This is a genomic window from Niveispirillum sp. KHB5.9 (assembly GCF_048066115.1).
Taxonomy (GTDB): domain Bacteria; phylum Pseudomonadota; class Alphaproteobacteria; order Azospirillales; family Azospirillaceae; genus Niveispirillum.
The window spans coordinates 1-25469 of sequence record NZ_JBLTYX010000040.1 but is presented as its reverse complement, the minus strand read 5'-3'; the positions used below and the strand labels follow the sequence as shown (position 1 = coordinate 25469).

At 65.4% G+C, this 25469-nt stretch carries 14 protein-coding genes and 2 pseudogenes; 8 read left to right on the top strand and 8 right to left on the bottom strand.

Annotated features, from left to right (window positions below; all coding sequences use genetic code 11):
• The coding region (locus tag ACM9HJ_RS30315; protein WP_416575541.1) for a chemotaxis protein CheB at positions 1-3642 on the bottom strand (3642 nt) is incomplete at its 3' end.
• A 247-nt stretch (positions 3643-3889) separates the two neighbouring features.
• Here ACM9HJ_RS30315 and dps point away from each other — a divergent pair.
• From dps to ACM9HJ_RS30290, 5 genes are all read left to right on the top strand, one after another.
• A complete protein-coding gene (gene dps / locus ACM9HJ_RS30310; protein WP_416575540.1) occupies positions 3890-4369 on the top strand; it encodes a DNA starvation/stationary phase protection protein Dps in 480 nt (159 codons plus the stop codon).
• Entirely contained in the window at positions 4366-4824 is a 459-nt protein-coding gene (locus ACM9HJ_RS30305; RefSeq protein ID WP_416575539.1) for a hypothetical protein, read from the top strand. The genes dps and ACM9HJ_RS30305 overlap by 4 nt, the downstream gene beginning before the upstream one ends.
• A gap of 58 nt (positions 4825-4882) precedes the next feature.
• Entirely contained in the window at positions 4883-5164 is a 282-nt protein-coding gene (locus tag ACM9HJ_RS30300; RefSeq protein WP_416575538.1) for a hypothetical protein, read from the top strand.
• 8 nt (positions 5165-5172) lie between these two features.
• The gene (locus ACM9HJ_RS30295; protein WP_416575537.1) at positions 5173-5478 is read left to right on the top strand and encodes a hypothetical protein; all 306 of its coding nucleotides are present in this window, start codon (positions 5173-5175) and stop codon (positions 5476-5478) included.
• A 100-nt stretch (positions 5479-5578) separates the two neighbouring features.
• Positions 5579-14044: a GH36-type glycosyl hydrolase domain-containing protein gene (locus tag ACM9HJ_RS30290; RefSeq protein ID WP_416575536.1), complete on the top strand. Its 8466-nt coding sequence runs from the start codon at positions 5579-5581 to the stop codon at positions 14042-14044.
• A gap of 426 nt (positions 14045-14470) precedes the next feature.
• On the opposite strand, the pseudogene ACM9HJ_RS30285 reads toward ACM9HJ_RS30290, so the two are convergent.
• The 6 genes and pseudogenes from ACM9HJ_RS30285 to ACM9HJ_RS30260 all read right to left on the bottom strand — a co-directional run bounded on the left by ACM9HJ_RS30285 (position 14471) and on the right by ACM9HJ_RS30260 (position 20280).
• Positions 14471-14884: pseudogene (locus tag ACM9HJ_RS30285) on the bottom strand (DUF1348 family protein).
• Positions 14885-14971: 87 nt separating this feature from the next.
• Entirely contained in the window at positions 14972-17026 is a 2055-nt protein-coding gene (locus tag ACM9HJ_RS30280) for a pyridoxamine 5'-phosphate oxidase family protein (protein WP_416575535.1), read from the bottom strand.
• A 37-nt stretch (positions 17027-17063) separates the two neighbouring features.
• Positions 17064-17675: a glutathione S-transferase family protein gene (locus ACM9HJ_RS30275; protein ID WP_416575534.1), complete on the bottom strand. Its 612-nt coding sequence runs from the start codon at positions 17673-17675 to the stop codon at positions 17064-17066.
• Positions 17676-17861: 186 nt separating this feature from the next.
• Positions 17862-18830 (bottom strand): alpha/beta fold hydrolase, encoded by a 969-nt coding sequence (locus ACM9HJ_RS30270; RefSeq protein WP_416575533.1) that lies wholly within the window; start codon positions 18828-18830, stop codon positions 17862-17864.
• A 98-nt stretch (positions 18831-18928) separates the two neighbouring features.
• Positions 18929-19447, bottom strand: a complete 519-nt coding sequence (locus ACM9HJ_RS30265) for a nuclear transport factor 2 family protein (protein WP_416575532.1) — start codon at positions 19445-19447, stop codon at positions 18929-18931.
• A 152-nt stretch (positions 19448-19599) separates the two neighbouring features.
• A complete protein-coding gene (locus ACM9HJ_RS30260; protein WP_416575531.1) occupies positions 19600-20280 on the bottom strand; it encodes an isochorismatase family protein in 681 nt (226 codons plus the stop codon).
• 337 nt (positions 20281-20617) lie between these two features.
• On the opposite strand from ACM9HJ_RS30260, the gene ACM9HJ_RS30255 reads away from it, so the two are divergent.
• The 3 genes from ACM9HJ_RS30255 (at position 20618) to ACM9HJ_RS30245 (ending at position 24826) form a co-directional block, all read left to right on the top strand.
• Positions 20618-21013: a winged helix-turn-helix domain-containing protein gene (locus tag ACM9HJ_RS30255; protein WP_416575530.1), complete on the top strand. Its 396-nt coding sequence runs from the start codon at positions 20618-20620 to the stop codon at positions 21011-21013.
• Between the two features lie 115 nt (positions 21014-21128).
• Positions 21129-24188: a triple tyrosine motif-containing protein gene (locus tag ACM9HJ_RS30250; RefSeq protein WP_416575529.1), complete on the top strand. Its 3060-nt coding sequence runs from the start codon at positions 21129-21131 to the stop codon at positions 24186-24188.
• Entirely contained in the window at positions 24185-24826 is a 642-nt protein-coding gene (locus ACM9HJ_RS30245) for a response regulator transcription factor (RefSeq protein ID WP_416575528.1), read from the top strand. The genes ACM9HJ_RS30250 and ACM9HJ_RS30245 overlap by 4 nt, the downstream gene beginning before the upstream one ends.
• Before the next feature lie 18 nt (positions 24827-24844).
• On the opposite strand, the pseudogene ACM9HJ_RS30240 reads toward ACM9HJ_RS30245, so the two are convergent.
• A pseudogene (locus ACM9HJ_RS30240) lies at positions 24845-25469 on the bottom strand (IS5 family transposase); the annotation flags it as partial.

Sequence of the window (25469 nt, the reverse complement as noted above, 5' to 3'; positions counted from 1 at the left end):
ACCGGTATCGTCATCGGCGGTTCCCGACAGCATCCGTGCCGTCAGCGGCGGAGCGGACAGCAATCGCTGCATGGCGCGCAGCAGGGCAGCCGGGTTAACCGGCTTATGCAGTTGCACCTCGTTGCGTAGCGCGATGGCGCGCAGTGTCTCGGTGGAAATGTCAGCCGTCAGCAACAGGCCCGGCACCTGGCGACGCAGAGCACGGCGCAACGCCCCCAGCAGATCCAGGCCGTTCATGCCGCCCGGCAGGTTGAAATCTAGCAGCAGCAGGTCCGGTCGGAAATCCCCCGTCGCCATCAGGCGCAACGCGGACGGACCATCAACCGCCATTATCGGCCGGTGCCCCGCCTCCGCCAATACCATACCCAGCAAGTCGCGCACCTCCGGATCATCCTCCACCACCAGGACGTTGGCAGATACGTTCACCACCGGCTCCGGCGCCGACACCGCCGACGGCTCCGGCAGCAGCACCGCGCCAGAATCGGGCAGGATATCCACCGCGAACATAGACCCCTTGCCTGGTATGGAGCGGACCCGCACGGGGTGCCCAAGCAGCACGCTCAGCCGCCGGACGATGGACAGGCCCAGACCCAATCCGTTGCCGGGCCGCTCGCCAGCCTGGAGTATCTGGTGATGTTCCTCGAAGATCATCTGCTGGTCGGCCTCCGGGATGCCGACACCAGTATCCCAGATCTCAATACTGACGATGCCGCCCGCCCGGCGCCGGCAGCCCATCAGCACCTTGCCCGTCCTGGTATATTTCAGTGCGTTGGACAGCAGGTTGCGGATCATCTGTTCCAACAGGTGGCGGTCGCTGAACGCCATGGCGCTGCAGGAAACCGTGCGCAGGACCAGACGGCGGGCCTGGGCATGATAGCTGAACTCGTCGCGCATGCGCGCAAGCAGGTCGCTGAGGGAAAAGCGGGTCACGTTCGTGGTGACGACACCGGCCTCGATCTGGTTGATGTCCAACAGGGCATTCAGCATGCCGGACATGGCGCCCACCGTCTCCCCCATCCGGTCCAACAGTTCCCGCTGACCACCCGTGGCTCTGTTGGCCAGCACGCCCTGCAACAGGGTCAGGGTCTGCAAGGGTTGGCGGAGGTCATGGCTGGCGGCGGCCAGGAAGCGCGACTTGCCCCGGTTGGCCACGTCGGCCTCGCGCTTGGCCGCGTTCAAGGCGTTGGCCACATGCCGGCGCTCGGTGATGTCGGTGAAGGTGATCACCACGCCTTCCACCCGGTCATCCTGGGTACGGTAGGGCAGCACACGACGCAGGTACCAGGCTCCCGTCCGCGCCTCGATCTCCCGTTCCATCGGCACGCAGCTGCGCAGCACCGACTGCGCATCGGCAATCAGGGCCCCGTCGGCGGCCAGCGAGCTGAGATCGGCCAGGGGCCGGCCGACATCGCCGGGCAGGATGCTGAACAGCGACCGCGTCGCCGGTGTGAAAAACCGGATGGCCAGCCGGGGGTCCAGGAAGATGGTGGCCACATCGGTGCTGTACAGCACGTTCTGCAGATCGTTGGCGGTGGTGCGCTGCCGTTCCAGGGTCTCGTGCAACTGGCTGTTCAGGGCGGTCAGTTCCTCGTTCAGCGACTGCAACTCCTCCTTGGAGGTCAGCAATTCCTCATTTGCGGACTGGTACTCCTCGTTGATCGACAGCGCCTCCTGGGCGATGGCTTTCTGCTCCACCCCGGCCAGTTCCAGGTTGCGGATGGCCGCCTCCAGTTCCGTCCGCGTATGGTCCAGCTCGCGCTCAAGCGCACGCACGGGGACGTCGCCGGTACGCGCGGCCGCGGGGTCGACATGCGTGTCGACCTGGACCTGATCCATGAAGCAGACCAGCATCAGGTCTTCCCCGTCATGGCGGACGGGCTGCACGGCGATGCTGAAGGCGTGATTGTCGCCGTCACGGCGGGACCGGCCGCCCGTGACCATGATCCTCGTCTGATCCTGCCGCGCCCGTTGGATGGCACCGCGCAGCTTCACCGACAGGCCGGGCAGCACCATGGACAACAGGTCATGGGTCGGATGACCGGGCGGCACCCGCAAATAGCGTTCCGTCGGCCCCAGGGAATAGAGGCAATCGTGCCGGCGGTTGATCAGCACCGCCGCCGGGGCATAATCCTGCGTCACCAGCCGCTGGCACAGCTCGGCCAGCGCCGCCTGGCGCGACGGTGCGGGGCCGACACCCATCCGGACCGGGGCGCGGACGCCGTCGCCGGCACTCATCAGGAAACTGAAATCGCCCGGCCGGCTTCGACCGACATGCCGGTAGAGCCGGGCAGTTTTCGACACCACCTCGAACTGGTCGGCACCGGCCGGCGCCACCGTCTCCGCCCCGCCCAGCAGCAGGAAGCCACCGTCGCGAAGCGCGAAATGGAACAGGGCCAGCACCCGCGCCTGCGCCTCGGGCAGCAGATAGATCAGCAGGTTGCGGCAGGAGATGAAGTCCAGCCGGGAGAAAGGCGGGTCTGCCAGCACATCCTGGACCGTGAACACCACCAGGCTGCGCAGTTCCTGGGTGACCCGGTAGCCACCATCCTCATGGATGAAGAACCGGGCCAGCCGCTCGGGCGACACCGCCTCAACGATGCCGGCGGGATAAAGCCCCTCGCGGGCCTTCGCCACCGCGTCGGGATCCACGTCGGAAGCGAAAAGCTGCAGCTTGATCGCCGGGCCCGGCAGGGACATCTGCTCCAGAAGCAGCATGGCCAGCGAATAGGTCTCCTCACCCGTGCTGCACCCGGCCACCCACAGGCGCAGGTGATCATCCGGCCCCCGCCCCCGGATCAGGTCGGGAATGACGGTGGCCGCCAGCAAATCGAAAACCGCGGAATCGCGGAAGAAGGCGGTGACGTTGATCAGCAGGTCCTTGGCCAGATTGTCGCGCTCCATCGGGTCGTGGCGCAACAGGTCCAGATAGGCCCCCATCCCGTCCGCCGCGATGCCGGCCATGGCCATGCGTCTGTCGATGCGGCGATGCAGCGTACCTTTCTTGTACAACGAGAAATCATGGGGCGTATGGGCGCGCAGCAGGTCGATGACCGCCGGCAGTCCATCCAAGGGGCCAGCCGGTGCCTTGGCACCCGTGGTTCCGGGATGGCCGCGGATCATCGCCGGCATGGCCGCCACCGGCAACACATGATCGACCAGCCCCGTGGCGATGGCGCTGCGCGGCATCCCGTCATGCGCCGCTTCCGTCGGGTCTTGGGCGATGACCATACCCCCGGCCGCATGCACCGCTCTCAATCCCAGGCTGCCATCCGCACCGGAGCCTGACAGCACCACGCAGACCGCCCGCGGACCGTAATCCCGGGCCAGTGCCGTCAGCAGGAAATCGAACGGCAGACGCGCGCCATGCCGCGCCTGCGGCGACATCAGGCGCAAGCGCCCGTCGGCAACCGACAGGTATGTTCCGGGCGGGATGACATGGATATGACCGGGACGGATCTCCATGCCATCGGTGACATCCCGGACGGGAAGCGCGGTATGGCCCGCCAGCAGGTCGGCCAGCAGGCTGTCATGATTGGGGTCGAGATGCTGAACCAGGATGAAGGCGGCACCCCCGCCATCCCCAAGTTCCGCCACAAACCGGGTGGCCGCATCCAATCCGCCGGCCGAGGCACCGATGGCCACAACGGGAAACGCTGTCCCGACCGGCGCGTCGTCCGGTGGGCCTGGGCCTTGAGTTGTCATAATCAAAACACCTTTAAATATTCGCCGGATAGATATTCGGCGCCAAGCTAATTTTAACATGTTAAAATGGGTTTCATAGTACGAAAAAGAGTATAAAGATTAACACTTTCGGGTCTGGGTATTTTCCGACTCTGCCCACCAATTCTATCCATCATTTATGATCATCACCGACGGCGGGAGTAAGACCATGCACCCTACGAATAACCCTCTATCCAAAGCCATTCGGGTTCGATCCGTCGAACTGCTGAACCGTCACTTGGCCGCCGCCATTGATCTGCATGCCCAGGTCAAGCAGGCGCATTGGAATGTCAGGGGACCAGCCTTCAATGCGGGGCATAGACTGTTCAGCAGCACGTCCGTCAAGATCGAAGTCTATACCGACTTGATCGCGGAAAGGGCCGGCGCCTTGGGCGGCACCGCACATGGCACCGTGCAGGCAGCCGCAGACCAGTCCTTCCTGGCCCCCTATCCCCTGGGTTTGTCGGATGTCCGCCATCATGTCATCGCCCTGTCAAAGCCGCTGACCGCCTTCGGTCGATCAGCGCGGGAGGCCATCGATCTCTCCACCTCCTATGGCGATCCGGATACCGCCAACCTGTTCGCTGAAATATCGCAGAACATGGACCGGCAGCTCTGGCTGATCGAAGCCCATGCGATGCCGTCTTGACGATGGCCGACCGACAGAGCCCGGATGCGATGCCTCCCGATCCCCTGGCCCGATGGGACAATGAAGGGGGCGCCATCCCCAAGGTGATGGAGATGGACAGAAGCCTGCGCATCGTGATCGCCGAAGATGAACCCCGGATCGCCTTGCAACTGTCCACCCAACTGCACGCGATGGGACATGAAATCTGCGCCATCGTCCGCACCACCGGCCAAGCCATCACGGCCGCGCACAGCTTGCATCCGGATCTGATCATCATGGACGCCCATCTGCCCTGTATCCCGGCATTCATCGGCACGGCACCGATCCTGCGGGCGCTGTTGGTTCCGCGCCTGTTCAATGACGGCATACCGCTGCCCCGGCCCTTGCTGCCACCGGATGCGGTCGTGATCCGCAAGCCGTTCCGCGCCACACATCTTGCCCGGGCCATCCGGCAGGCGATGGATAAGGCAGCGTAGGTGCGAACCAACCGCCGGTATGCGCCACCACCCATCCTCAAAATGGAAGGATCAGCCCATGCCCATCCGCACGACGGAAACGACGGTCACATTAGACCACCCCTTTGCACTCACCTCGTTCGACAGCGTGCTGCCCGCCGGTGTTTACCGCCTGGAAATCGATGAGGAAGAGATCAGCGGCCTGTCGTTTTCCGCCTACCGCCGCATATCGGCAAGGCTCCATACGCCCGCCATCGGCGTTCTCAGTTCCATTCGCGAGGCTCTTCCCATCGATACCAGGGAACTGGAAGAGGTGCTCAAGGCTGATCGCACACCTATAATTCTTCCTGCCGGAGAATGAGACCGATCATGCAGTATCTTGGCGGCCTTCGCGGGGCCGGCACCCTGACCTGCGGCGATGAGCTGATCGCCCCGGTCGAGTATGATTTCGAAGGCTTTCTTGAACTTTCCGGGCAGGTGGTCTGCGCCGGTCAAATCCGGCTGGCACCATCGACCTTGCGGGAGATATTCGGCCGCCGGGACCTGTGCCTGCAAACGGCTGATGGACGCCGCCTCAGCCTGCGGTTCACTGACAAACACCAGCGACCGCCCGATGATGTCGCCCATGTCGATGTCGGCGGCGACCTGCCGGCCCGGTCCGAATGGCACCACTAGATTTGTTTCCCGATGACACTGGCACAGCATGCGCCTGTGCCGTTTCCAACCCGACGCCTGTGGCCCTAACACCAGGGCGATCTGGGCGGGAGAAATGCCGATGATCCCCATCTTTCACCGTATCCTGGGCCGCCGGCCGCCGGCACCGCCCTGGGCGGACCCACGGCCCGTCCGCGAGGAACTTTTCGGCATCGAGCGGCTTGAACAGCATGCCGGCACCCTGGCCGCCGCCCAGGAGGTGACCTGTCGCCCACCCGTCGTCCTGTCCCTGCATGCCAGGCTGGACAACAATGCCCGCGTGCTGCTGGCCGCCTATCGTGCCGGTGCCGTGGAACTGGAGGCTGGCCGCGGCGTGGTGCCCGCCGCCGAATGGCTGCTGGACAATTACCATCTGGTGGAAGAGCAGATCCGCGAGATCCGCGACGACCTGCCGCCGGGATATTATCGCCAGTTGCCCAAGCTGGCCGGCGGCCCGTTCGCCGGATATCCAAGGGTGTTCGAGATCGCCTGGGCCTTTGTCGCCCATACCGACAGCCATGTCGATCCCGATAGCCTGCGCCGCTTCATCGCCGCCTATCAGCGGGTCCAGCCGCTTACCATCGGCGAGCTTTGGGCCGTCGCCATCACCCTGCGCATCGTCCTGATCGAAAACCTGCGCCGGCTGGCCGACCAGATCACCACCGGGCGCAAGGCCAGGGCTGAGGCCGGAACATTGGCCGACCGGTTGCTGGCAGCGAACTCCATCGCAACCATCCCCGATATCGCCCCCGGCCCGCTGTCCGAACGGTTCGCGGCCCAGCTTGCCAAGCGGCTGCGCGACCACGACCCCCGAACGACGCCGGCCCTGGGTTGGCTGGAGGAACGGTTGCGGCGGCAGGGCACCAGTATGGAGGAGGTGGTGCAGCATGCCCAGCAACGCCAGGGCGCCTCCAACGTCACCGTGCGCAATGTCATCACTAGCATGCGGCTGATCTCCGCCATGGACTGGGCCGACCTGGTGGAAAGCGTCAGCCTGGTGGATGCGCGGCTGCGGTCGGAAAGCCCGTTCGCCGCCATGGATTTCCGCACCCGCAACCTGTATCGCAGCGCCATCGAGCAGTTGGCCCATGGTTCGTCCCACAGCGAACTGGATGTTGCCGGGGCGGCGCTGATGGCCGCCGCGATGGCATCGGCCGCTGGTGGCGCCGAGGCGGAACGAAGGTCCGATCCTGGGTACCACCTGATCGCCGGCGGCCGGCCGGCACTGGAACACCGTATCGGCTTCCGCCCCCCGCCCCGGCTGTGGATCAGCCGGTTCAATGTCCGGCTGGGCATGGCGGGTTATGTCGGCTCCATCCTGTTCGTCACCGGCACCCTGCTGGCGGCGGCACTCTGGGCGGTGCTGCCGCCCGATACAGGCATCATCCTGCCGCTGCTGCTGGCCATGGCCGCTTTCCTGCCGGCAACCGAACTGGCGACGGCCCTGGTCAACCGGGCGGTCACCTGGAGTTTCGGGGCCGTAACCCTGCCGGGCCTGGACCTGACCGGCGGGGTGCCGGCCTCCCTGCGCACCCTGGTCGCCGTGCCGACCCTGCTGACCGGCGAGGCCGACCTGCGCGAGCAGATCGAGCGGCTGGAGGTGCATCATCTGGCCGGCGGTGGCGGCGACCTGACCTTCGCCCTGCTGACCGACGGGATGGATGGCGATCGCGAGGTGCTGGACGGCGACACCGCCCTGCTGGCGCTGGCCACAGCATTCATCGCCGACCTGAACAGCCGCCACGGGCCAGGGCCTGCCGGCAAACGTTTCCTGCTGCTGCACCGCCACCGCCGGTTCAACCCGTCCGAAGGCCGCTGGATGGGGTGGGAGCGCAAGCGCGGCAAGCTGCATGAACTGAACCGGCTGCTGCGCGGCGCCACCGATACCAGCTTCATGGACGTGGACGGCCGGACGCCGGTGGTGCCCGCCGATGTGCGCTATGTCATCACCCTGGATGCCGATACGCGCCTGCCCCGCGACGCGGCCCTGCGTCTGATCGGCAAGATGGCTCATCCGCTGAACCGGCCGCTGTTCGACGAAGCCAGCCAGCGCGTCACCGGCGGCTATGCCATCCTGCAGCCGCGCGTCACGCCGTCACTGCCGCTGGGGCGCGAGGGATCGGCCTATCAACGGGTATTCTCCGGCCCCGGCGGCATGGACCCCTATGCCGCCGCCGTTTCCGATGTTTACCAGGACCTGTTCGGCGAGGGTTCCTACACCGGCAAGGGCATCTATGACCTGGATGCGTTCGAGGCGGCGCTGGCCGGCCGGGTCCCGGAAAACAGCCTGCTGAGCCATGACCTGTTCGAGGGCAGCTTCGCCCGCGCCGGGCTGGCATCGGATGTCGAGGTGGTGGAGGAATTCCCGTCCCGCTACGACGTCGCTGGCAAACGCCAGCATCGCTGGGTCCGGGGCGACTGGCAATTGCTGCCCTGGATCTTCGGGCGGCGGACGGGCCCCCATGCCATGCCCGCCACCGGGCGCTGGAAGATGCTGGACAATCTGCGCCGGTCGCTACTGGCACCGGCCGGCATCGTCACCCTGTTTCTGTGCTGGCTGCTGCCCCCGCCGGCCGCGACGGCGGGAACGCTGCTGCTGCTGACCGCGTTGGTCGCCCCCGGCTTCCTGCCCGCCGCCTTCGCCCTGCTGCCCCGCCGCAATGGCGTCCGGCTGCGCGCCCATATGGAAGGGCTGATCGCCGATCTGCGGCTGGCCACCTTGCAGGGCCTGCTGTCGGTCACCTTCCTGGCCGATCAGACCTGGCGCAACGCGGACGCCATCATCCGCACGCTGAACCGGCTGTTCATCAGCCGCCGCCACCTGCTGGAATGGACGACCGCCGCGCAATCGACGGGCAGCCCGCGCCTGGACCTGCGCGGCTTTTATCAACAGATGGCAGGAGGCGTGGCGCTGGGGCTGGCGATGCCGGCGGCTGCCATCCTGCTGGCGCCGGCCGGCTGGCCGCTGGCCGTGTGCTTCGCCCTGCTCTGGCTGGCCGCACCCGCCATCGCCCTGCATGTCAGCCGGCCGGCCGGCGTGGCGCCGGAACAGGCGGTCACGGCCGGCGATGGCGACGCCCTCCGCCTGATCGCCCGGCGCACCTGGCGTTTCTTCGAAAGCTTCGTGGCGCCACCGGACAATATGCTGCCGCCGGATAATTTCCAGGAGACACCCCGGCCCGTCGTGGCCCGCCGCACCTCGCCGACCAACATGGGCCTCTGCCTGCTGTCCACCGTCGCCGCCCGCGATTTCGGCTGGACCGGCGCGCTGGAAACCGTCGAACGGCTGGAGGCAACGCTTGCCACCATGCAGGGGTTGGCCCGGTTCAGGGGCCATTTCTTCAACTGGTATGACACTCAGGATTTGCGGCCCCTCGACCCGGCCTATATCTCGTCGGTGGATAGCGGTAACCTGGCCGGCCATCTGATCGTGCTGGCCAATGCCTGCGCGGAGTGGACCGATACGCCGCGTCCGGCAGCCCTTTCCCGCCAGGGTCTGGCGGACAATCTGTCGCTGGCCCGGCAGGCCCTGGCCGCCCTGCCCGCCGCCGGCGGGGAGCGCGGACGCCTGCTGGCCGGGTGCCTGACGGAGAGCGATACCTTGCTGGCCGGTTCGCTGTCGCTCGATATCCTGGCGCCCGCCCTGAAGCGCCTGGGTGACAAGGCCGCCAGGCTGGCGCGCGACCTGCTGCCCGCGACCGGGGATGACGCTGCCGCCGACCTGCTGTTCTGGGTCGAAGCGCTGGGCAAAACCCTGGCGGAGCAGGCCCGCGACCGGGTTTCAGGCGAGACCGGGGCCATCCCGTTGCGCGACCGCCTGCTGCGGCTGGCGGAAATGGCCCGCGCCCTGGCGCTGGGCATGGATTTCGCCTTCCTGCTCGACCCGGAACGCAAGCTGCTGTGCATCGGCTATTCCCTGCCCGACAACCGTCTGGACCCGAGCTGCTATGACCTGCTGGCGTCGGAAGCACGGCTGGCCAGCCTGTTCGCCGTGGCCAAGGGCGATGCACCGACCAAGCACTGGTTCCGGCTGGGCCGGACGGCCGCCCCCATCGGCAGCGGCTCGGCCCTGATCTCCTGGTCGGGATCGATGTTTGAATATCTGATGCCGTCCCTGGTGATGCGCGCACCCCTGGGCAGCCTGCTGGAACAGACCAACCGCCTGGTCGTCGGCTGGCAGCGATCCTATGCGCAGGCCCTGGGCATCCCGTGGGGCATCTCGGAATCCGCCTATAACGCACGGGACCTGGAATTCACCTATCAATATTCCAATTTCGGCGTGCCCGGCCTGGGGTTGAAGCGCGGCCTGGCGGAAAATCTGGTGATCGCCCCCTATGCCACGGGTCTGGCCAGCATGGTCGATGCCCATGCCGCGCGGCGCAATTACGATAGGCTGGCCGCCCTGGGTGCCAATGGCCGCTACGGCTTCTACGAGGCGGTGGACTTCACCCGCACCCGCCTGCCCGAGGGCGCGGACCTGGCCATCGTGCGCAACTACATGGCCCATCACCAGGGCATGACCATCGTCGCCATCGCCAATACCCTGCAAGACGGGCGGATGCGCGCCCGCTTCCACCGCGAGCCAATGATCCAGGCCTGCGAGTTGCTGTTGCAGGAACGCATGCCGCGCGATGTGCCCATCGCCCCGCCCCGTGCCGAGGAGGTGAAGGCGGCGGCAATGGAGGCCGGAGGTGCGGCCCCCGTAGTACGCCGCGTGGCGCCGCTGTCACCCGGCGGCCCGGTGACCCACCTGCTGTCGAACGGACGCTACGGCGTCATGTTGACCGCCACGGGCGGCGGCTATAGCCGCTGGCGCGACATCGCCATCACCCGCTGGCGCGAAGATGCCACCCGCGACGACCATGGCAGCTTCATCTTCCTGCGCGATTGCCATGGCGGCGGCCTGTGGTCGGCCGGCGCGCAGCCGCTTGGCCCGACGGCGGACGAGCAGGAGGTGCTGTTCAGCGAGGATCATGCCGATTTCATCCGCCGCGACGGCGGCCTGACCACGCAGATGACCGTGCTGGTCTCCAGCGAGGTGGATGGCGAGGTACGCCGCGTGTCGCTGACCAACAGCAGCCGCCGCCCGCGCCGGATCGACCTGACCTCCTACGCTGAACTGGTGCTGACCGGCCAGGCGGCCGACATCGCCCACCCCGCCTTCACCAAGCTGTTCGTGCAGACCGAATATCTGCCCGAGTTCGGGGCCCTGGTCGCCACCCGCCGCCCGCGTGGCCCGGAGGAAGCACAGGTCTGGGCCGCCCATTTCGCCGTGGTGGAGGGTGAACCGGCAGCTGAGCCGCAATATGAGACCGACCGGGCACGGTTCCTGGGCCGCAGCCGGGCCGTCGGGTCGGCCGCCGCCCTCCAGGACGGGCATCATTTGTCCAGCAGCGTCGGCACGGTGCTGGACCCGGTGTTCGCACTGCGCCAATGCGTGCTGGTGCCGCCGGGCGGGGTCGTCAAGCTATCGTTCTGGACCCTGGTCGCCGCCACGCGCGCCGAGCTTCTCGACCTGATCGACCAGCATCACGACCGCAACGCTTTCGACCGGGCTCGGACCCTGGCCTGGACCCAAGCTCAGGTGCAACTCCGCCATCTGGGCGTCGATGCCGCAGAGGCCGCCGATTTCCAACGGCTGGCCGCCCCCATCCTCTATGCCGATCCGCGTTTCCGCGCCCCTTCCGATGCGATCCTGCGCGGCATCGGCCCGCAATCGGGCCTGTGGCCGCACGGCATTTCCGGCGACCTGCCCATCGTCCTGCTGCGTATCGACGATGTGGAGGATATGGACCAGGTCCGCCAATTGCTGCGGGCGCATGAATATTGGCGCATGAAGCGGCTGGCCGTCGATCTGGTCATCGTCAATGAACGCGCCTCCTCCTATATCCAGGACCTGCAGATCGCCATCGAGACGGCGGTGCGCAGCAGCCAGTCGCGTCCCCGCCATGGCACGGAACTGGCCCAGGGTGCCGCCTATACGCTGCGCGCCGACCTGTTGAGCGTGGAGGCCCGCGCCCTGCTGTCGGCCGTGGCCCGTATCGTGCTGGTGGCAAGGCGCGGCCCCCTGGCCGGCCAGTTCGACCATCTGCCGGCCCTGCCGGCCCGCGTGCCGCCGCCCCCTCATCGCCACACGCCGGCGATACCGATACCGGCCCCGTCGGGGTTGGAGTTCTTCAATGGGCTGGGTGGTTTCGACAAGGACGGGCGGGAATATGTCGTCATTCTGGATGAGGGCCGGACGACGCCAGCCCCCTGGATCAATGTCATCGCCAATCCGGGCTTCGGCTTCCAGGTCTCGGCCGATGGCAGCGGCTATTGCTGGGCCGGGAACAGCCGGGAAAACCAGCTGACCCCATGGTCCAACGATCCCGTGGCCGATCCGGCCGGCGACGCGATCTATATCCGCGACGAGGTGACGGGCGACCTGTGGTCCGCCACGGCCCAGCCGATCCGCGACGGCGGTACCTATATCGCCCGCCACGGCTTCGGCTACAGCCGGTTCGAGCATCAGGCCAACGGCATCGCGCTCGACCTGCTGCATTATGTGCCGACCGACGATCCCGTCCGCATCTCACGCCTCAGCCTGCGCAACCTCTCCGGCGCGCCCCGCAAGCTGTCGGTCACCGCCTATGCTGAATGGGTGCTGGGCACCTCACGCGGGGCATCGGGCCCTTTCATCATCACGGAAATCGACGCGGCCACCGGCGCGCTGCTGGCCCGCAATCCGTGGAGCACGTCGTTCTCCGGCCGCGTCGCCTTTGCCGACCTGTGCGGACGGCAGACGGCATGGACGGGCGACCGGACAGGGTTTCTGGGCCGTGATGGCAGCATGGCGGCACCAGCGGCGCTGTTGGGCCGCAATGCCCTGTCCGGCCGCGTCGGCGGCGGCCTCGACCCGTGCGCAGCCTTGCAGGGCGTGGTGGAGCTGGGCCCGGGCGAGACGGTGGAGATCGTCTGGCTGCTGGGCCAGGGCGGATCGACGGAGGAGGCCCGCGCGCTGATCGTGAAGTACCGCGCCGCCGACCTGGATGGGGTGCTGGCCGAGGTGACGGCGCAATGGACACGTTTGCTGGGCGCCGTCCAGGTCACCACCCCCGACCGGGCCATGGACATCATGCTGAACGGCTGGCTGCTGTACCAGACCATCGCCTGCCGGGTCTGGGCGCGCTCCGCCTTCTACCAGGCCAGCGGGGCCTATGGCTTCCGCGACCAGCTCCAGGATGGCATGGCGCTCAGCCTGGCCCAGCCGGAGGAGACGCGGCGCCACCTGCTGCGCACGGCCGGCCGGCAATTCATCCAGGGCGATGTCCAGCATTGGTGGCTGCCCCATTCCGGCCAGGGCGTGCGGACACGGATTTCCGACGACCGCGTCTGGCTGGCCTATGCCACCGCCCAGTATGTCGCCGGTTCCGGCGACCATGCCGTGCTGGACGAGATCGTGCCCTTCCTGGACGGATCGCCCCTGGCGCCCGGCGAGCATGACGCCTTCTTCCAGCCCATGGCGACCGACGAAACGGGATCGCTGTTCGAGCATTGTGCCCGCGGCCTGGACCAGTGCCTGGACCTGACGGGCGCGCACGGATTGCCGCTGATCGGCACTGGCGACTGGAATGACGGCATGAACCGCGTCGGGCAAGAGGGGCGGGGCGAAAGCGTCTGGCTGGGCTGGCTATTGCTGCGCACCATCGCCCTGTTCGCCCCCCTGGCGGATACCCGCGACCCGGGTCGGGCGGAACGCTGGCGGGCGCATGCCGACCGGCTGCGCGACGCCGTGGAACGGGAGGGCTGGGACGGCGCCTGGTACCGCCGCGCCACCTATGATGACGGCACCTGGCTGGGCTCCAGCGACAGCGCAGAATGCCGGATCGACAGCATCGCCCAGTCCTGGGCCGTGCTGTCGGGGGCGGCCGATCCGGCGCGGGCGGCCACGGCCATGGCATCGCTGGATCGTAAGCTAATCCGCCGAGACGAGGGACTGGCCCTGCTGTTCACGCCGCCCTTCGACCAGACGCCGCACGATCCCGGCTATATCAAGGGCTATCCGCCGGGCCTGCGCGAGAATGGTGGACAATACAGCCACGCCGCCATGTGGGCGGTGCTGGCCTTCGCCAGGCTGGGCCAGGGGGACAAGGCCGCCGATCTTTTCGCCCTGCTGAACCCGATCAACCATGCTGCCACACCCCAGGCCGCCGACCGCTACAAGGTGGAGCCCTATGTCGTGGCCGCCGACATCTATTCGGTCGCCCCCCATGCCGGACGCGGCGGCTGGACCTGGTACACCGGCTCAGCCGGATGGATGTACCGCGCCGGGATCGAAGGCATCCTCGGCATCCGCCGCGAGGGGGAATACTTGCTCATCGCCCCCTGCCTTCCCAGCACCTGGCCAGGCTTCACCGCCGCCGTCATCGTGGCGGGCACCCGATGCGATGTCCAGGTGGAAAGGGGGGCAAGCGCCAGCCTTGATGGGACAGCGGTCACCGGAACGGCGGATGGTATCCGCGTTCCTCTGGATGGAACGACGCATATCTTGCGGATCGCCTGCTGAACTGGTCGACCAAGGCTGGCGACACGATTTGAACCTGCGAAGCTAACTCATTGATTATAATGAATATTGGCTCAGGTTTGGCACTTGGCGCCAAAACGCAAAATTCCATCAACTCATTGGAGTTACTAGGATTTTCGTATTAATGCTTGGATGCGGGGGCTGGATTTGACCGATGGTATGACAATTTATCCGTGAACATCTAATTACCTCATCCCGGCCACCCCCCGAACTAGCCTGCTGGATACTGAACCGCGCCAAGTCTGCCGGATGCAAATCTGGCACCACACCTTGCGAACATCACGAACTAGAAAATCCCCCCTGATGCGTCCGCGCATTCTCCGCCGTCAAGCTGGCGTCCCGGTAGTGCGGGCCGACTCGCTGCGGTTCAGAACAATCGCGTGGCTCGCGTGGTGCTTAAGGGGCGGTTCAACGATCAGAGCCCCAGCTCCGACAGGCCGGGATGGTCGTCGGGACGGCGGCCCAAGGCCAGCGGAACTTACGATCCCGTTCACGGATCGGATGTTCGTTGATGCTGGCATGACGATGCTGCATCAGCCCATCGGCGGCGAATTCCCCGTTCTCGTTGCCATAGGCCCGGAACCAGTTGCCGCTGTCATCGTGATATTCATAGGTATAGCGCACGGCAATGCGGTTGCCGGTGAAGGCTCAGAGTTCCTTGATCAGCAGGTAATCCAGCTCCTTGGCCCATTTGCGTTCCAGAAACGCCTGTACCTGAGCCCTGCCGTGCGGGAATTCGCCGCGGTTGCACCAGATCGTATCCTCCATGTAGGCCAAGGCGACCTTGGCGGGCGCGCGGCTGTTCCAGCCATCTTCGACCAAGCGGACCTTTTCACGCGCACTCTGTTCGGTGAAAGGCGGCAAAGGCGGACGGGGGATGGGCAGGTTCCTGTCTGTCGATTGTGGGTTTCAGAGATCGAGGATCAGCTTATCGCCGCCCTCTGCCGGGACGGCACAGCAGACGAGAGCGGTGTCCCCTGCGACCTTGGCCTGGGGCGACTGATCGTAGGTGACCTTTCCGGCAAGGACCTTGGCGGCACAGGTGCCGCAGCTTCCGACGCGGCAACTGAACTCCGGCTTCAGCCCCCGCGCCTCCGCCAGGTCGAGAAGGCTGCCCTTGCCCGGTTCCCAGCGCGCCTCCTTGCCCGATCTGGCGAAGGCGATCGGCACCGGCGTCGGCGAGGGTGGTGGCAAAGGTGCCGGGGTCCGGTCGGTGGTGCGCGTCAGGGAGGCCGGCCCGAAAGCTTCAGCATGGATGCAATCGTCAGGCGTGCCGACAGCGCGAAGCTGGTCGTACATCCCCTGCATGAAACCGGGTGGGCCGCACATGTAGAAATCATAGCCGTCGAACGGCAGGATGGACCGGAGCAGGTCGATATCGACGCGGCCGCCCGTGTCATAGTCGCGCCCCTTGCAGGCACCGCTCACCTCGCCCAGGACACGGATCAGGCGGACGGCACCGTCCGACCGCACCACCAGTTCTGCGATCTCCTGATCGAAGGCCCGCTCCGCCAGCGTTCGGGCAGCATGGAAGAACCAGGTCGGCCTTACCCGCCGCCTGCGCAGCCCTTCGAAAACGATGTGCCGCAGCATGGCCAGCATCGGGGTGACGCCGACGCCCGCCGCCAGAAGGACGGCGGGCCGCCGCTCCGCCGCATCGATGGTGAAGCCGCCGGCGGGCGCCCGCACCTCCACGATATCACCCACCGACAGGCCATGGAGATGGTTGGAGACCAGCCCCTGGCGTTTGACACTAATCCGAAAGAAGCCATCGGAAGGTGCGGTGGAGATCGTATAGGTCCGGATCACCGGTTCCGCCGCCGCCTTTGGCCTTACCCGGACGGGCAGGTGCTGGCCTGCCTCATGCGCGGCGATGCCGTGGCCATCGACCGGTTCCAGGTGAAAGGAGCGGATCACGCTGCTTTCATCAACCAGCTTGGCGATGCGGAAGGGCCGCCATCGCGACGTCACGGCGGCGGCGGCCATGCGGACGCGAACCTTGTCCCAGTCACCGGTCATCAGACTGTTGGGCGACCAGCCCTCCGGCTGGAACGCCCAGCGCAGGGCCAGCGCGGCGGGGCGGAAGATCACCTTGCGGGGCCGGAAGGTCCAAAGCCGCTCCGCCCCCTGGAAGGCCGCGATCTCATCGGATTGCAAGATCACGCCGGCATCACCCGTCAGGTGCAACATGTCGCCCGTCTCGAAATCCGGAAAGATAACGCCGGCCTTGGGATTGATCAGAAAATTGCCCAACGTGTTGAACAGCAGATTGCCGGCGAAATCGGGGATAGTCAGCGACCCGTCCGCATTGATACGCACGAAACCGGGCCGCCCGCCGCGATGGGAGGCATCGACATGACGGCCATCCGCGTCATCGACATAGGAGGAGACGAAGAACGTGTCCGCCGCGGCGATCAACGCCCGCGCTCGCGCGTCCAAGTCACCACTCACCACCGCGTCGGGCAGTCCACCGATATCGGCGGGATCGCGGACGAATTCATAATCACGAAGCTGGATATATTGCGGGCAGTTCCCGAAGGAATGTTCGACCTTCACATCGAAGCCTCCGGGCCCGAAGCCGGCAATCCGGCCATTCATGCGGTTGCGGCGGCGGGTGTGCAGTTCAATTCCCAGAAGGCCGACCGCCCGGCCGCTGGCCAGGGAGGACACCGCCGGGTCGCCCGCATCGCGCGCGGCGGAGAAGGACAGTGTGCGAGGGTCGGGGCTGTATATGAAACCGGGCTTGCCCGTCAGCAGAGTTGCCCAGCTGTCCCCAGCATCATCGACCGACCCCAGCACCACGAAGGGCAGTTGGCGGTAGAAATCGCGATGCTGGTCGGGCATGTGGTCACGGATGATCCGGCGTCCGACCTCGTCCATCCGCTCCGCCACGCCGACCGCGCGCTGAAGCTGCACCTCTCCCGGATGGAAGGGGGATGGCTTGGACACCGGTTCCTTCAACATGGCTCTCTCCTTCCGGCGGGTGGACCGGACAACCGGGTCAGGCGGCCGGACCGATCGGCGTCTTGACGAATTCCACGAAGCCCGGCAGCGCTTCGATGCGGTCCAGCCAGGCCCGGACATTGCCGTAGGGGGCCAGATCGACGTTCCCCTCCGGCGCGCGGGCAATATAGCTGTAGAGCGCCACATCGGCGATGGTCGCCCGGGATGCCGCGATCCAGTCGCGGCCTTCCAGTTCAGCCTCGATCAGCGTCAGGATGGCATGGGCGCGGCCGATCACCTCGTCCGCGTTGAAGCCGGCCTTGAACAGCGTGATCAGCCGGGCGGCAGCCGGGCCGAAGGCAATCTGGCCGGCAGCGACAGACAGCCAGCGCTGAACTTTCGCGGCACCAGCCGCATCCTCCGGCAGCCAGTCGGTGCGGCCGAACTTCTTGGCTGCATAGACCATGATGGCGTTGGAATCCGGCACGATGGTACCGTCATCCACCAGCAGCGGCACCTGGCCGAACCGGTCCAGCGCCAGATATTCCGGCGATTTGTGCGCACCCGTGGCCAGATCGACCTCGACTATCTCCACATCGGCACCGATGAGGGAGAGGAACAGGCGGGCGCGGTGCGCATGGCCGGACAAAGGATGGAAATAGAGCTTCATGGGTCTGCTCCCGCACGGATCTGGGACCGTTCATCCGGCGTCCCTGATCATTGCTTCAGAACAATAAAAGGAAGAATTCTTATATCTGGCGATTTACTATTCCTGCTTATGGAATAATAAGCCAGTCCATGTCGCTCTTAAGGGAACGCGGCGATGCGACACGGACCGGCGGATCGATGGGGCCGTTCAGCGCTTGCCGACCTTGCGATCAAGAAAGCTGATGATCAGGGGGGCCATTTCGTCCAGCTTGTCCTCCAGGGCGAAATGACCGGTGTTCAGGATATGGATTTCGGCATCCGGCAGGTCGCGGAGATAGGGATGCGCCCCCGCCTCGGGGAAGATCTTGTCGTTCTTGCCCCAGACGATCAGCGTCGGCGGCCGCTGCGTCCGGAAGAATTTCTGGAAATCCGGATAGAGCGGCACATTGGTGCGGTAGTCATAGAACAGATCGAGCTGGATATCCTTGTTTCCCGGCCGGTCCAGCAGGGTCTGGTCATGCACCCAATTGTCCGGGCTGATGCGCGCGACGTCGCTCATGCCGTCGGTATATTGGAACTTGGTGATGTCCAGCGTCACCAGGTTCGAAAGCGCTTCACGACGCTGCTGCGTTCCCTCCGACCAATAGGCCTTGATCGGGTCCCAGAAGGCACCCAGCCCCTCCTCATAGGCATTGCCGTTCTGGACGATGAGGGCGCTGACCCGTTCGGGATGCTTGAGCGCCAGGCGATAGCCGACCGGCGCGCCGTAATCCATGACATACATTGCATATTTGCGGGCCCCCAGCTGCCCGAGCAGCGTATCCATCATGTCGGCATAGCGGGCGAAGGTGTAGGGAAAGCGGGCGCGGTCGGGCGCATCGCTCTGGCCGTAACCGGGATAATCCGGTGCGATGACGTGATATCGCGTGGCCAGCAGCGGGATCAGGTTGCGGAACATGTGGGACGAGGTCGGAAAGCCATGCAGCAGCAGCACGACCGGCGCATCCACACGACCGGCCTCGCGATAGAACACCTTCACGCCGTCGATGGTCGCATAGCGATGGAAGGTGGGAACCGGGCGTTCGACCGCCGCCACGGTGGGAGATGCCGCGAATGTCAGGGAGGTGGGGGCCAGGACGGCGGCAGCCAGAAACAGGGAAAGGATCAATCGCTTCATCTCATTCTCCAATGCTTGGTGTTCGAGGGGCGTATGGGTCCCTAGACCGGCACCAAGCCGATCGGGCACGGCGCTTCCAGATCTCGGTCTGGGTGCGTTCAATTGATGGATGGCGGAATAACGCGCATCCAAAGGTCATCGAAAGCGACAGCGTCGAAGAAGGCATGGGCCTCCACGATGCGCCCGTCCTTGAAGCGCAATATCCAGGCATGGCTGTCGGCATAAGGCTTGCCGTCCAGCGCCACGCCCCTGGCATCGAAGAGGGCCACCACCGTGTCGCCTTCGGCATAGAGATGGCGGATCCTGGGGACCAGCCGTTCGCGCATCCGGGCATTGAGGGGCGCGATCACCTCGCTAATGAAGGCGTCCTTGCTGGGATAGGTCTTCGCGACCAGCGAATTGCCGGTGATGGTCCAGCGCGCGCCGTCGGTCAGTAGATCAAACGGGCTGCCCGTACCCTCGGCCCACGCCCGCAGACCCGCAGCCGCCAGCGCCCGGTTCCTTTCCATCGCGCTGACCCTTTCGCCGGGGCTGCCTTGCATCGCAAGCACCATCAATCCCAGGCCGACAATGGCCGCGGCCACGATACGCGGCGCGTATGCGATCAGATCGGTCATGGCGCACCTGTGCTTCAGGGATGGGCACAAATCTGCTGGAACGGTTGCGGCCGACGCCCCCCGGGGGAGGGAGGGGGGACGTCGGCCGCGGGAGAAGCGGGTCCGACCACCCTCCCAAGGCGCTGAACGGAAAGGCGACCTGGGGAGACGGTTCAGCCGGCCTCCCGTGCTGCCTGCTGGGCCCTGACATAGCTCTCGATCACGGCGGCATAGTTCGGCGCGACGAGACCGTAGAGCTTGGCGAGATCGGCGGCTTCGGGCCGCGCCCAGGTGCGATGCAGCTCCGACAGCAGCGCGTTTGTCGAGGTTGGCTTGACGCCGCCCTGCACGAACCGGGCGAGCGATGTCCGCGACGCGATCTCACTGGGATCGCCCGAGGCATCCAGCACCGCATAGACATCATATCCCGCGGCGACGGCGTCCAGTGCCGGGAACATCACGCAGACACTGGTCCAGACGCCGGCCATGACCAGCGTCTTGCGGCCGGTCGATCGAACCGCCGCGACAAAATCGTCATTGTCCCAGGCATTCACCTCGCCCTTGCGGGGCACGTAGACGGCATGCGGCGCATATTGGTGGATTTCCGGCATCAGCGGCCCATTGCTGCCGGCCGGCTCCGATGCCGTCGTGATGACCGGGATGGAGAGAAGCGTGGCCAGCTTCACTATCATCTCCACATTCCGGCGCAGGTCGGCGACCGGAATGTCCTTCACCGTCTGGAACAGCCCCGACTGGTGGTCGAGCAGCAGGATCAGCGTGTCGGCGGGGTCCATCAGCGCGGCACCTCCGCCTGTCGCACGGATGCTGGCTTTCATGGACAACGAGGATGCCATGGTCATTCTCCCATGCCGCAAAGGGGTGGATATGGGGTGCGGGATCATCTCGCCGGAACCAACGTCCGCCGAGGCTGCGTTCTGGACAGACGATATTGCGGGCTCGGGACCGGGCGAAGTTAAGCGCGGTTTAAAACGGTTATCCGCCGACAATCCCGGCGCGGTTCGTGCCGGCTACCCGATAGGGTAGTGCTGCCAACCCGGGTGGGGGATGCCCGCAATGCCGCGATACGCTAGATTGAACCCGAAAGCTAAGCCCGTGTTTGATGCCGGTAGAGGGCAAGCGATGCCGCGGCGACGTGGCGCGGGCACCCGGCTCCTGCCTGGAGGTCGAGAAATGCAAGTCTCTGCCGTTTCCCCGCCCCACAATGCTGCTCCCGGCCGAGGTCGTCGGCTTCAAAAATCGTTCACCTTCGGATCATTCACCCTGCACCCGGGCCGGCTCTTGCTTCTGAAAGCAGGCATTCCGGTGCGGATAGGCGGGCGCGCATTCGACCTGCTGACAGCACTGGTCGAACGCCCCGGAGAGTTGGTGAGCAAGCGCGAGCTGCTTTCGCGCGTATGGCCGGATACCTTCGTCGAAGAGGAGAATCTAAAGGTCAACATGGCGGGCTTGCGACGGATCCTCGGCGATTGTCCCGAAGCGCCGCGATATATCGCGACGGTGGTTGGCAGGGGCTATCAGTTCGTCGCCAGCGTGCACCCCGCGCCCGCTAGCCTCGAAGAGCAATGAACCTGCGCCATGGCGCCCCTCTGCCTTCCTATGTTACTCAGAGTGGGTACCGAAAGGGACAGATCAAACAAGACATGGAAGTGAGAAAGAGCCGCCGCACCGGGGGAATTCAAGCATGCTTGCGCCATCCGCCGCTGTTCGTAAATCGCGATCGCTGTTCCACGCGATACTGGCCGCCATCGTTGCGCTGATTGCGGGTGCGCCCGCCGGCGCGCAATTCGTGACACAGGGGCTTCCGCAATTCACGCATACCCGCTGGACGGTGGATGACGGTGCCCCCACAGGCATCAGTGACATTGTCCAAACGCCTGACGGGTGGCTCTGGCTGGCTTCGACCGAGGGCTTGTATCGCTTCGATGGCGTGAGTTTCGAGCGTATCGCAGCGCCGGCCGGCTCGCCGATGGAACGTTCGTCGCCGTCCACGTTGCTGATCGCCCGCTCCGGCGAGCTGTGGGTGGGATACAGCCAGAATGGCGGTGTCGCGGTCTATCGCGACGGCCGATTGGTCGAGATGCCGATGGAGAGCCCGCCATCGCGGATCGTGGGCCTGGCGCAGACACCCGACGGCGCGATCTGGGCGACGGCGGCCACCTCGTATCGCGCGAAACGCCTGTATCGCTGGTTTGATGGAAATTGGGCCTCGGCCGATCCGGGCCTCGGCCTCCCCGAAGGCTTTGTGGGGCCGCCATGCGTCACAAGGGATGGCACATTGTGGATCACGCTGAACGTGCGAGAGACTGGCGCGCTGGCTTCCCTGTCGCCGGGCGCGCAAACCTTTCGCACCAGCCCGTTTCCCGTCGAGCTGTACGCATCCTGCTCGGTTGATCGGGAAGGAAGGCTATGGATCGCCGACCCGACTCACACGCAATTGCGCATCGGTTCTGACGGGAAGGTGATCGCGCAACCCATCTCATATCCCGCGGTGCCGGATCTTGAACATGCATCCCTGGCATTCGACGCGGCGGGCGGGCTTTGGGGTTCGACGAATGCGGTCGGGCTCTTCTACATCCCGGCCGCGGCGGACCCGAACCGTACCCCTGATCACAAGCTGGAACGATTTCTCGCGGCCAATGGCCTGAATTCGAATGTGACGCGAGCGCCCTTTGTCGATCGTGAAGGCAATATCTGGTTCGGCGCCGATGTCGGGCTGGACCGGTTCCGGCCGTCCAGCGCCGAACGGGAGACGCGCATCGGGGCAAACGCCGGCCGGACACTCACGATGAGTGCGTCGTTGGATGATATATTCGTATCAACCGATAATGCCGTGTTTCAGCTGACATCCGCTCCCCCCCGCAAGATCCTCGATTACGGATTGATGGGCATGTGCCCGGCGCGCGGTGGCGGCTATTGGGGCGTCGGGTCGCCGCGATCGGCTCCCACGGTGGTCTTTCATTTCAACAACGGCAAGCGGACGGAGTTCGCCGTGCCGCTGGGCGTCCAACTGATCGGGACCTGTGCGGAAGATGGCGGCGGGTTGCTTTGGGTCGGCATCATGCCCGGCAGCGCGATGTGGCATGATGGCGATGGCTGGCATCATCTGGACAAGCCCGGACCAGTGATGCACGAGCCCGACCTGGTGGTCACCCCGGAGGGCGATGTCGCCTATGTGGCGGCCCGCGAGATCGTCCGGCTGAGCCCGGCCGGCGTGCGGACGATCAGCCTCGAACCCTACGATATCGGCGCCATCTCCAAGCTCACCGCCGGGCTGCATGATCTTTTCGTCAGCGGCAATAACGGCCTGCTGCGGATACGGGGAGATCAGATCGCGCGGATCGATGCGCGGCGGTTTCCCTGGGTCGCCCGCCTGAGGGGCCTGGTGCAGACCGCCGCCGGCGAAACCTGGATGCGCCGTATCCATTGGATATCCAGGGTCTCCACCGCCGATCTCGATCATGCGTTCGACGACCCCGACGCGCCGCTCGACCGCCGATATTATGATTTGCGCGATGGGCTGGGCGCCGCCCAGAACGCAGCGATCACCGGGGTCCAGCTGGGCGTCGGGGGCGACGGAAGGGTCGCGCTGCTGGAAAAGCAAGGCTTGTCCTTCCTCGATCCCGGCAAGCTCACGCGCAACATGTCGCCGCCGCCTGTCGTCATCCGCTCGCTTTCCAGCAACGGGGCGGTCCACCGCGATCCGGGCCGGTTGATCCTGCCGGCGGGCACCCGTTCGATGGAAATCGCCTACGCGAGCCTGAGCTTCGTGGCACCCCACCGCGCGGAGTTCCGCTATCGCCTCGAAGGCGTCGATGACGACTGGGTCTCCGCCGGGACAAGGCGGATGGCGGCCTATAGCAATCTGGGTCCCGGCACGTACCGGTTCCAGGTGATCGCGGCCAACAGCGACGGCGTATGGAACGAGAAGGGTGCTGCGCTGGAATTCGAGATCCGTCCGACATTCTTCCAGAGCTGGCCCTTCAAGCTGCTATGCGCGCTGATTGTGCTGACGCTGCTATGGGTGGCCTATTCCATCCGGATGCGCACCATCGCCCACCGCATCCGCCTGCGGATGGCCGAACGGATCGAGGAACGCGAGCGGATCGCGCGCGAGTTGCACGATACCTTGCTCCAGTCGATCCAGTCGCTGACGCTGCGGTTTCAGCTCGCGGTGGACGGGCTTCCAGCCAGGGCCGACACGCGTCTGGCGCTGGAAGCGGCGATCGATCGCGCCGACCAGGTGATCGCGGAGGGGCGCGACCGGGTGCTGGAGCTTCGATTGCAGCAGGAGACGCGCGATATCGAGACCATCCTTGCCGATCTGGTGAAACGGCAAGGGTTCGATCCCGGCATCACCGTGTCGATTTCGACGGATGGAACTCGCAAGCCGCTTGCCCCGCTCGTGCTCGACGAAGTCTGCTATATTGCGGGCGAAGCGCTGTACAATATCTGGCGGCACGCTGCCGCCAGCCGGGTGATGATCGAGATCGGCTATCATTCCGAGTTCAGCCTGCGCTTCATGGATGACGGCGTCGGCATCGACCCGATGGTGGCGCAACAGGGCGCGGAAGGGCATTTCGGCCTGTCCGGCATGCGCGAGCGGGCGCAGAAGCTGGGCGGGCGCCTTGTCGTCCGGCAGCGCGCCGAAGGGGGCAGTGAAGTAGCACTGATCGTGCTCGGGGCACTCGCCTACAAGACGCGCGAACCAGGATTCCTGTCGCTTCTCCGGAGGCAATCATGAGCGTAAATTCAACACCCGCTGCGTCGATCCGAGTATTGATCGTCGACGATCATCCGATTGTTCGCGAAGGTATCGCCGCGCTGATCGATCGTCAGCCCGCCATGGCGGTCGTCGGCGAGGCTGCGAACGGGGATGAGGCGGTCCAGCGATTTCGCGAGCTGAGGCCGGACGTGACCCTGATGGACGTGCAGATGCCGGGCACGGATGGGGTCGCGGCCATCGAAGCGATCAGACACTTGTCACCCAAGGCCGCCATCCTGGTGCTGACCACCTACCCCGGAGACGCACAGGCGGTGCGCGCCATCCAGGCGGGCGCCGCCGGCTATCTTCTGAAGAACAGCATCCGAAAGGAGCTGATTGACGCGATCCAGGCAGTGCACACAGGGCGTCGCGCGGTCAGCCCGGACATTGCCCATGCCCTGGCCGCGCATGCGCTGGACGAACGTTTGACCGAGCGCGACCTGGCGATCCTGCGCCTTGTCGCCGATGGTCACGCCAATAAACAGATCGCGTGGCGGCTCGGCGTTTCGATCGACACCATCAAAGCCAATCTGAAACACTTGTTCGCGAAGCTCGGTGTCGAAGATCGCACGCACGCGGTGACTGTGGCTGCGCGAAGGGGGTTCATCGAGCGCTAGGTCGTAGTGACAATTTAACTATCGCAACCAGAGTGCGATAGCGGCCAATTTGACGAAGCCAAGGAAGTTGACGAGGAGTTTGTCGTATCGGGTGGCGACACGCCGGAAATGCTTGAGCTTGTTGAAGAAGCGCTCCACGGCATTGCGCTCTTTATAGAGGTCTTTGTCGTAGGGAATAGAGACCTTCCGATGCTTTCTTGATGGAATGACGGCTTCGCTGCCCTGATCCTTGATCTTCTGTCGTAGCTGGTTGCTGTCGTAGCCCTTATCGGCCAGGACGGCACCGGCCTGCAGCCCATCGACGAGTTCTTCACCTCTGGTGGCATCGTTCTGTTGCCCGGGGCCTGCGATCAACCGTACTGGCAACCCCAACGCATCCGTTCCAGCGTGGATTTTCGTGCTCAATCCTCCGCGGGAACGGCCAAGACCCTGGGCATGCGCCCCCCTTTTACCTTGCGGGCCCCGGCCGCATGCTGATGCGCGCGAATGACCGTCGAATCAATCATCAGCCATTCAAGGTCTGCTTCCACGGTCAACTGGGCGAACAACTCATCCACTACGCCCCGCTCTATCCAGCGGTAGTACGTACGCCTACGGTGAGAGCTGAACCGCTCCTGGTTTGCCGGAGGCTTGAATTTAATAG